Source organism: Mobiluncus sp. (assembly GCF_034180645.1).
GTDB lineage: Bacteria > Actinomycetota > Actinomycetes > Actinomycetales > Actinomycetaceae > Mobiluncus.
This window is the reverse complement of sequence record NZ_JAXFNY010000021.1, coordinates 65,355-74,676: the sequence shown is the minus strand read 5'-3', so window position 1 is coordinate 74,676 and position 9,322 is coordinate 65,355. Positions and strand designations below refer to the sequence as shown.

Genomic DNA, 9,322 nt, shown 5'->3' with positions numbered 1-9,322 from the left:
ACAGAGCCGGTTATGTACCAAACAGTACAAAACCGGCTCTGTGTGTCAGCGTTTTTTGCGCAATCCGCGGCGCTAGGCCACGTAGTTGGCGTAAACCGGAACGGTCAGGAAGGTCGGGAACTCATCCTGTAGCGAGATGTCGCCAAAAATCTGGACCGCGCGGGTCAGGTTGGCTTGACGCTGCGGGTCATCCCCGATTTCAGCCTTAAACTTCGCGGATTCCTCATCCATGAGGGACTGGCACAGTTCGCGAGTGACCTCGCGGCCGTCGTCGAGCTTGACGCGGTTGTGAATCCACTGCCAAATCTGGGCGCGGGAAATCTCGGCGGTCGCGGCGTCTTCCATCAGGCCGAAAATACCGACCGCGCCGTTGCCGCCCAGCCAAGATTCCAGGTAGCGCAGGGAAACCGAAATGTTTGTGCGCACACCCGCTTCGCTCACCGCGCCCTCGGTAGCAGACACGTTCAACAGGTCCTCTGCCGTAACGTTCACCTCGGGGCGTTGCTTTGAGATTTGGTTCGGGTTCGTGCCCAAAACCTTGTCGAACTCGTCGCGAATGTAGGGCACCATGCCGGGGTGAGCACACCACGAACCGTCGAAACCATCGGCGGCCTCGCGGGACTTATCCGCCCGGACTTTCCGCTCAATCTCAGCGTTTTCGCTCGCGTCACGGGAAGGAATAAAGGCAGACATCCCCCCGATAGCCGACGCCCCGCGCTTGTGACACGTTTTCACCAACAACTCGGTGTAGGCGCGCATCATCGGGGCAGTCATGCCGACCAAAGCACGATCCGGCAGAATGTACTTGGAGCCGGAATCCCGGAACTTCTTAATGATTGAGAAAATGTAGTCCCAACGCCCGGCGTTTAGCCCGGCGCTGTAATCGCGTAGCTCATAGAGGATTTCTTCCATCTCGAAAGCAGCCATGATGGTCTCAATCAAGCAGGTGGCGCGAATCGTGCCGTGAGGAATCCCCACGTACTCTTCGGCGTAAGCAAACACGTCAGCCCACAGGCGCGCCTCACGGTGAGACTCCATCTTTGGCAGGTAAAAGTACGGTCCGCGGCCTTTTTCAATCAACGTCTTGGCGTTGTGGAAAAAGTACAGACCGAAGTCCACCAAAGCGCCCACCATCGGCTCCCTACCAGCCATGATGTGCTTTTCCACCAGGTGCCAGCCGCGCGGACGCACCAGCAGGGTTGGTAGCTTGGTGATGTCGCGTTCCTTTAGCTCGTAGTGCTTGCCTTCTGGGGAATCAAAAGTGATGGTGCCCGCAATCGCGTCACGCAGGTTGACCTGGCCGCCAATGACGTTTTCCCAGTGGGGCGTGTTGGCATCCTCGAAGTCCGCCATCCACGCGGCAGCCCCGGAATTTAGGGCGTTAATAGTCATCTTACGGTCGGTTGGGCCGGTCATTTCGACCCGGCGATCCTCCAGGCCGGGACCCAGCGGGGCGACTTTCCACGAGTCGTCCTCGCGCACGCCCTTGGTCTCTACCAAGAAGCGCGGCAGCCGCCCATTGACCAGCTGCTGACGGCGGTCGTGGCGGTCACGCAGCAACTCGGCGCGACGCCCGGAAAAATTCACGTGCAATTTTTTGAGGAAAGTCAAGGCTTCCGGGGTGAGGATTTCGTCCTCGCGCTCAGCTACAACTTCTGTGCCGTCGACAACCGGATGAACCACTTTCACAGGACGGAGTTCCATGTGTGTCTCTTTTCTATGTCTCAATAGATGGGTGACCGGGCGGCGTCGACGGTCTCGTAATCGAGGACGCCGCCCGGTTTGAGGGTTGAATTCGCAACGATATTAGAACTGGGCTTCTTCGGTAGAACCCTTCAGCGCCAAGGTGGAGGATTCGGGGTTCACGGTGGTGGACACCAAGTCGAAGTAGCCCGCACCAACCTCACGCTGGTGCTTGGTGGCGGTGTAGCCGCGAGATTCGGAGGCGAACTCGGCCTGCTGCAGCTTTACGTAAGCGCTCATGCCTTCGCGAGCATAGCCGTAGGCCAGGTCGAACATGCCGTAGTTGATCTGGTGGAAGCCCGCCAGAGTGATGACCTGGAAGGCGTAACCCATCGCGCCCAAGTCCTTCTGGAAGGAAGCGATTTGATCGTCGGACAGGTTGGCTTTCCAGTTGAAGGACGGCGAGCAGTTGTAGGCCAGCATCTTGTCCGGGTACTTGCCCTTGACCGCTTCGGCGACTTTGCGGGCGACATCGGGATCCGGGGTGTTGGTCTCGACCCACAGCAAGTCTGCGTAGGGGGCAAAAGCGAGCAAACGCGCGATAACCACGTCCACGCCTGCCGTGGTGTAGTAGTGGCCTTCGGGGGAGCGCTCGCCGGTCAAGAACGGCTTGTCGGTTTCGTCCACGTCGGAGGTGATGAGGTTCGCGCCCAAGGAGTCGGTACGAGCCACCAGCAAGGTCGGCACGCCTTCCACGTCAGCTGCCAAACGGGCCGCCTTCAAGTTTTGAATGTGCTGCTGGGTCGGAATCAACACCTTGCCGCCCAAGTGACCGCACTTCTTTGCCGAGGACAGCTGATCCTCGTAGTGCATCCCGGAAGCACCGGCCTCAATCAGATGCTTGGCCAGTTCGTAAGCATTCAGCGGGCCGCCGAAACCGGCTTCCGCGTCAGCCACGATTGGCAGGAAGTAGTCCACATCGGACTTGCCTTCGGAGTAGTCCACCTGATCGGCGCGCACCAGGGCGTTGTTGATCCGCTTGACCATCTTCGGTACCGAATCGTAGGGGTAAAGGGACTGGTCGGGGTAGGTTTCAGCGGCGGAGTTGCCGTCGCCAGCGACCTGCCAGCCGGACAGGTAGATAGCCTTCAAACCGGCCTTGGCCATTTCTACGGCCTGATTACCGGTAATGGCACCCAAAGCGTGCACGTAGTCGTTCTCGTGCAGCGCCTTCCAGAGTTTCTCAGCGCCCATCCGTGCCAAAGTGTGTTCCTGAGTGAGGGAGCCCTGGAGGCGAGCGACCTGTTCACCGGTGTAATCGCGCACGACCCCTTTCCAGCGAGGGTTGGTCTTCCAGTCTTTGTCGATTTCGGCGCCTACGCGGGCAATGCGTTGTTCAGCAGTTTCGGTCATTTTGCGGTTCCTAACTTGTCGGGCACTCAGGGTGTGAACTTACGAGGGTTGTAGGCTCGCCATTGAGTGAAAACTTTTATTAGTTTTATTGTGGCGCTGGGTTGTCGGCGTTTTCAAGGCAAAATAGTGTAAAAAAATGCAAATGTTTACAATAAGATAAAAAAATGCTTTACTTGACCCCGGATGCGTAAAATTAGGATGTGAAAAAATCCTAAACTTTCACATAAGTGAGAAAGAGCGTCCCCTTCGCGGGGAAGAATTTAGAGGTGCGCCGATGACCACTAAAAAGCCCGTCCGCGGTGAAATCCCTGCCCCCTTGCCCCCGGCAGAAGCGGGTAAACGCCACCACGATATCGATTTAGCGACCTTGGGAGCCCGGATTCGCTACGCTCGCACCAGCCAAGGTATGACCCTGACCGTCTTAGGGGAACGGGTCAACCGCGCCACCTCCCTTTTGAGCCAAATAGAGAACGGCAAACGCGAACCGAGACTGAGCCTGCTCACTGCCATTGCGGCGGCGCTGGGGGTCAGCGTCGAAACGTTGATGCAGCCCAGTCCCCCCAACGAGAGAGCCGCGCTGGAACTGGAACTGAACGAGTGCCAGACCAGTGCGGAGGCGGTCAAAATGGGCATTCCCCAGGTGCATATTGGTCCGCGGTTGCCTCACGACGCGTTGAAAGCGCTGGTTGCATCCCATCGGAAACTGCGGCAAATCACGGAAATCAGTCTGGATTCCCCCGAGGCGGCGCGCAAAGCCAATCAACAGCTGCATATCGAGATGCACCACAAAGACAACTACCTGGCTGACATTGAGCAACTCGCCACGGAAATCACCGAGGCGACCGGTTTCACCGGCGGGCCGCTGCTGCAATCCGGAGTCGAAGAAATTGCCAACTACCTGGGATTTTCCATAGTCAAGCTGCCCGACTTGCCGCGGGGGGCACGTTCCATCACCGACTTGAAACACCAGCGAATCTATCTGAACTCTCTGGAAGCCCGCGATCGCGACCAACGCAACCTGATTCTTCGCGCCCTGGGTGACCAGGCGTTAAATCATCCCAAACCCACGTCCTACCACGAGTTCTTGCGTCAACGGGTCGAGGCTAACTATTTCGCTTCGGCTGTGCTGATGCCTCAAACCGCCACTGTCGCCCAGCTGATGGAGGACAAGCGGCGCCGGGATTTGTCCATCTTGGATCTGTCTGACCGAGTCGCCGTTACCTATGAGACAGCCGCCCACCGGTTCACGAACCTGGCGACCCGACACCTGGGCATTACGGCGCACTTCTTGCGAGTTGGCACGGACGGAACTATCTATAAGGCCTATGCCAACGATGGCGTAGTGTTTCCCACGCATAATGACGGTTCGATTGAAGGGCAGCTGGCGTGCCGCAAATTTGGAGCTCGCCAGCTGTTTGAACAAATCGACCCGGCAGCTCCGTATTATCAATACACGGACACCCCTACCGGCACCTATTGGTCGGTGTCCAAGCTGGAACACTACCGAGCAGGGGACTTTTCGATTTCGGTGGGTACTCCCTTTGAACACGCCCAGTTCTTTCGCGGTCGGGACACCCAGCGGCGTTTCCAATCCAGCTGTCCCGCCGCGACTTGCTGCCGGGAGCCTTCCGCGGATTTACAGGCCAAATGGGCGCGTTACGCCTGGCCTTCCGTCAAGGTTCACTCACATTTGCTGGCGGCGACCCCGCCGGGAACTTTCCCCGGCGTGGATGATCGCGAGGTCTATGAATTTCTGGATAAACACGCCAACGACTGAGGGTAAACACGCCGCCGGCAAATTTATGGCGTTAAACCTATTTAATGGCTCGGTATGCCATATATGGCAACCGGCGCGTTTAAATAGGTTTTATTGCGAGTGTCCCGGAGCTCTGGGTGCGGGCGTAACCGGCCGGTGGATAACTGTTAGTTGAGAAAAAACTGGGCGATTCTGGAATTCAGAATCGCCCAGTTTCAACCGGCAGGTGGTTGGGTTTTGGTGGTGTTGATTACCTGCCAGTTGAGGGGGTTTATTCAAATAGCTTTCACAGTTGTGATGGGGTGACACTGAAAACGGCCTACCACCAGCAGAACTATTTTCAAATTTACATGTTTCACTCATAAACAGCAACTAAATTTAACATTTCGGGCTGTTGCGTAAATCGTTGGAAAAATCCGAATCAGGACAGGGCGGGCGCGAAGATTTCAGGCGGAAATACACGGGTGGTTCCCGCTCAGTTAGCGGGAACCACCCGGATGAGTTTGCGTTATTCGCCGAACCGTGACCCGGCCTGAGGCACAGACCGGGTAACCCGGCGGGTAACTTAGTCGGGCAGGCGCTTGCCGGTCGCGGCACTAAAGACGTGCTGGTGACCCGGGGTAATCCGCACATTCATGACACTGCCCGGCTTCGGGGCAGTACGCGGAGGTACCCGCACCACCAGGTGATCTTCCGTGACAGAACCGGAAGTCCCTTGTTCCGCACCATCGAGGTGACCGTACACGTAGCCGTCCGAACCGAGTTCTTCGATGATGTCCACCACAATGGGCATCACACCATCGCCGGTATCGGTAGTGATTTCCAACTCTTCGGGACGGAACCCAATCGTGACCTCGCCACCGTCAGCTTCAGTCAGGGCGCTACGCTGCTCTGCGGAAATCGGCAGGGAAGCGCCGTAAAGAACCGCCTTGTCGCCTTCCACCTTAAACTTGCGCAAGTTCATGGAAGGTGAGCCGATGAAGCCAGCCACGAAGTCATTTTCGGGGTGCTGATAGAGCTCATCCGGAGAACCGACCTGCTGCAAAATCCCGTCCTTGAGTACGGCAATCCGGTCGCCCATCGTCAGGGCTTCGGTTTGGTCGTGGGTCACGTACAGGGTGGTGACCCCCAGTTTGCGCTGCAGGGATGCAATCTGAGTGCGGGTTTGCACACGCAGTTTCGCGTCCAAGTTCGACAGCGGTTCGTCCATCAGGAACACTTGGGGTTTACGCACGATAGCTCGGCCCATCGCCACGCGCTGACGCTGACCACCGGACAGAGCCTTCGGCTTACGATCCAGGTATTCGGTCAAGTCCAAAACTTTCGCGGCTTCCTCGACGCGCTTAGCGATTTCGCCCTTCGGGGTGCCCGCAATCTTCAGAGCAAAACCCATATTGTCCCGCACTGTCATATGCGGGTACAGAGCGTAGTTTTGGAACACCATCGCAATATCGCGGTCTTTGGGCTGTACATCCGTGACGTCTTTGTCGCCAATCAGGATGCGCCCGGAGTTGACTTCCTCCAAACCTGCCAGCATCCGCAGCGAGGTGGATTTACCGCAGCCGGAAGGACCGACTAAAACCAGGAATTCGCCGTCCGCAATTTCCAAGTCGAGTTCATCTACCGAGGGGGTAGTGTTGCCCGGATAGATACGTGTTGCTTTGTCAAAAGTGACAGTTGCCATAATAATAATCCCTTCACCGGCAGGTACGCGCCGGACGATCCGTTGTAAAGGCTGGATATGAAATTTGTCAGCAACGATGCTGACCCGACCATTATTCCAGATTCACACGCTCTTTTCAGGCAGAATTGAATCTCGATTATGTTTTCCGGCGGGGCGCACCGCGCACCGCTATTTGCCAGAAGTCTGCAATCGGCTCAGGTGAGCCTGAACTTCCACATTGTCCTGGTAAATGGCGATGGCTCGGAAGAACAAGTGAACGAACTTGGTACGTGGGAACACCAGGAAAGCGGTGAGGATTGTCGACAGGTGCAAAATAAGCGTCGCCGGGAAGGCCGGGGTGTAGCGCAGCATCGTGACCAGGAAACCTGTCAGCATTAGTACCAGCAGTCCTCCCAGCAGCCCGTGGTCAGCTTTAGACATCTCCCGGGTACTCAGGGTGGCATCTGCCTTCGGTTTGATAATCAGCAACGTCACCGCTCCGATTACCGCGGCGGTCCCGCCCAGACAACCCAGAATAAACGGCACCGACAGCGGGGGATAAGGCGGCAGCATCCCCAGGCAGTACTGTTGAATCGCAGCCGAACAAGTCGCCAGGAAGGTACCCAGGAACCCGAACATGAGGAACTGGTGACCAACCTTGCGAGCCAAGGTGGGGTGGTTTTCGATATAGGAACATCCTTCAGCCCCGCCGGTCATGTTGCGCAGAGCCAAGATATCGGCCACGGTTTTGCCCCAGGCCACCCCGTTAGAGAATGTCGAATCTTCGGTGCGGATAGCTTTCCAGAACCGTCTCAGCCCGGTGATGGTGACTGCCAGGGAATAGATCAGCGCGAAGCTCATCACGGCAATCAGGCTCAAATGCCCGAAAACATGATAGATATCGCCCGAGGAAGTCGTCAGCCAATCCGGGGCGCCGGTCAGAAGGCCGAGAGCCACTAATACCGCCACAGAAACCAGGAATACCAGGGATAGTCCAGTAAAACCGCGCAACGCCGCCGGAATCCGGTGAGGCCAAATGTAGCGGTCGTAGGTGTCCTCGCGGATTTGGGTGAACAGTTTCGGCGGGTTCAGGTTGAACTCGTGGGGAGGTGTGTACATACATGCTGTGTAGCAGTCACGGCAGTCGTGACAGAGGTTTGCGAGCTGTTCCAGATCCCCGACACTAAACTGTCCGCGGCGTTCCATTGCTGGCCACACCGGGCAGTAGCCCGCACAGTAGCGGCAGGCGTTACAGATAGCGAGTTGGCGGCGACCATCAGCAAAAATAGCCTCCAGTTCGGAACTCGTGGAGTTAGTTGAAGTCATGGCGTGCAGCCTCCCTACCTGAAATCCGGCCCCATACGGTGCCTATTGCCATTCCGAATCCGGCCATGTAGCCGCTGGAGAGAACATTACCCGACATGATTTCCCCGGCCGCAAATAAGTTTGTGAACTGGGAACCGTCGGCCATCTGGATTCTGCCAGAGGTGTTTACCTTGACACCCATATAGGTAAAGGTAATTCCAGGGGCCATTTTTATTCCGTAGAACGGGCCGGTGTCGATGGCTCTGGCCCAGTTGGTCTTGTTCGGTTCCAGTCCCGCGGTGCCGACTCCGTCCTTGCCAGCGGGATTGAAACGCTCATTGGCATCGGGGGCAATCCCGGAGTTGAACCGAGCCACCGCCTCGGCGGCACGAGCGCCGTCCAGACCCATCTGCTTGGCCACCCCGGCCACGGTGTCAGCTTTGAAAACCCCGTACATGGGAGGCATGAACAGTCCCTTGGCCTTGGAATCCCAAAAGGCGTAGGCGACTTGTCCGGGTTGTTCGGCAATATTGCGTCCCCAAATCGCGTAGCGTTTCGGCCAGATTTCCTCGCCCTCATCGTAGAAACGCTGGTAGTCCCGGTTAAGCACCATGCCAAAGGGGATGCAGTCCAGGCGTGTGGCGATTCCGCCGTCAAACATTGGTGAGCGGGCATCTACCGCTACGGCGTGAAAGCCTTTGGGCTGTCCGGCTCGGTCCGCTCCTGCATCCAGTAGGGCGCGCAGAATAGTGCCATCGTTCGTTTTCGGACCGCGGATGTGATAGTTGTAGGCGGCTTCACCCCAGTATTTTGCCAGCCAATCCACGTTGGCTTCGAAGCCTCCGGCTGCGCACACATAGGCCGCGGCTTTGGTCTCGTATTCCTTACCGCCGCAGTTCACCACCAGTCCGGTACAGGTCGGCCCGTCAAATAGCATTCGCTCGACCTTGGCTTCGTACAGGATGGGGATGCGGCGACGTTTCAGTTCCCGATAATAGTTGTTGAGCAGGGCTTTTCCACCCCCCAAGAAGAACGTGTTGGTACGTCCCAGATGCAGGGTTCCCGCCAGCGGTGGTTGGAACAGCGCCCCGTGCGCCATCATCCATTCCGGGACGGATTCGGTTTCCTGCACCGTGAGGGAGGCGATTTCTTCATCGGAAGGTCCGGTTCCCACCGAACAGAGATCCTTCCACAGTTCGTCCCGGGTGTAAGCGCCGGTGTTGTAGGGGAAATCCTGGGAATGGATGCAGCGGATGTTGCGGGTGTGGCGCGAATTGCCGCCTCGGAACTGGATATCGGCGCGTTCCAAGATGAGGACTTTGGCGCCTTGATCCTGAGCGGACATGGCGGAAACTACAGCAGCGTTGCCCCCGCCGATAACAATAACGTCCCAGGGCTCGGACAGTAGCGTGGCGGCTGTGCCGGAGTGATTATCCATGCGCATCTCCCGTGTTGAGCTTTAAGTTTCTTAAGCAAGTATTTTCATTTACTATACTCTGATT

At 57.2% G+C, this 9,322-nt stretch carries 6 protein-coding genes; 1 reads left to right on the top strand and 5 read right to left on the bottom strand.

Annotated elements, in window-relative coordinates:
* Nucleotides 1-72: 72 nt before the first annotated feature.
* Together aceB and aceA are read right to left on the bottom strand one after the other, a co-directional pair.
* Nucleotides 73-1,704: a malate synthase A gene (gene aceB / locus SPI05_RS08390; protein WP_321077668.1), complete on the bottom strand. Its 1,632-nt coding sequence runs from the start codon at nucleotides 1,702-1,704 to the stop codon at nucleotides 73-75.
* A gap of 102 nt (nucleotides 1,705-1,806) precedes the next feature.
* Entirely contained in the window at nucleotides 1,807-3,096 is a 1,290-nt protein-coding gene (gene aceA, locus SPI05_RS08385; RefSeq protein WP_321077667.1) for an isocitrate lyase, read from the bottom strand.
* 274 nt (nucleotides 3,097-3,370) lie between these two features.
* Between aceA and SPI05_RS08380 the strand changes: the two genes are divergently transcribed.
* The gene (locus SPI05_RS08380; protein ID WP_321077666.1) at nucleotides 3,371-4,873 is read left to right on the top strand and encodes a helix-turn-helix domain-containing protein; all 1,503 of its coding nucleotides are present in this window, start codon (nucleotides 3,371-3,373) and stop codon (nucleotides 4,871-4,873) included.
* Nucleotides 4,874-5,417: 544 nt separating this feature from the next.
* On the opposite strand, the gene SPI05_RS08375 is transcribed toward SPI05_RS08380, so the two are convergent.
* The 3 genes from SPI05_RS08375 to tcuA form a co-directional block, all read right to left on the bottom strand.
* The gene (locus SPI05_RS08375) at nucleotides 5,418-6,536 is read right to left on the bottom strand and encodes a sn-glycerol-3-phosphate ABC transporter ATP-binding protein UgpC (RefSeq protein ID WP_321077665.1); all 1,119 of its coding nucleotides are present in this window, start codon (nucleotides 6,534-6,536) and stop codon (nucleotides 5,418-5,420) included.
* Nucleotides 6,537-6,704: 168 nt separating this feature from the next.
* On the bottom strand, nucleotides 6,705-7,841 hold the full coding sequence (gene tcuB, locus SPI05_RS08370) for a tricarballylate utilization 4Fe-4S protein TcuB (RefSeq protein WP_321077664.1): 1,137 nt from the start codon (nucleotides 7,839-7,841) through the stop codon (nucleotides 6,705-6,707).
* Nucleotides 7,828-9,258, bottom strand: coding sequence for an FAD-dependent tricarballylate dehydrogenase TcuA (gene tcuA, locus SPI05_RS08365; RefSeq protein ID WP_321077663.1), 1,431 nt, complete (start codon nucleotides 9,256-9,258; stop codon nucleotides 7,828-7,830). Before tcuA ends, tcuB begins: the two co-directional genes overlap by 14 nt.
* Nucleotides 9,259-9,322: the final 64 nt, after the last annotated feature.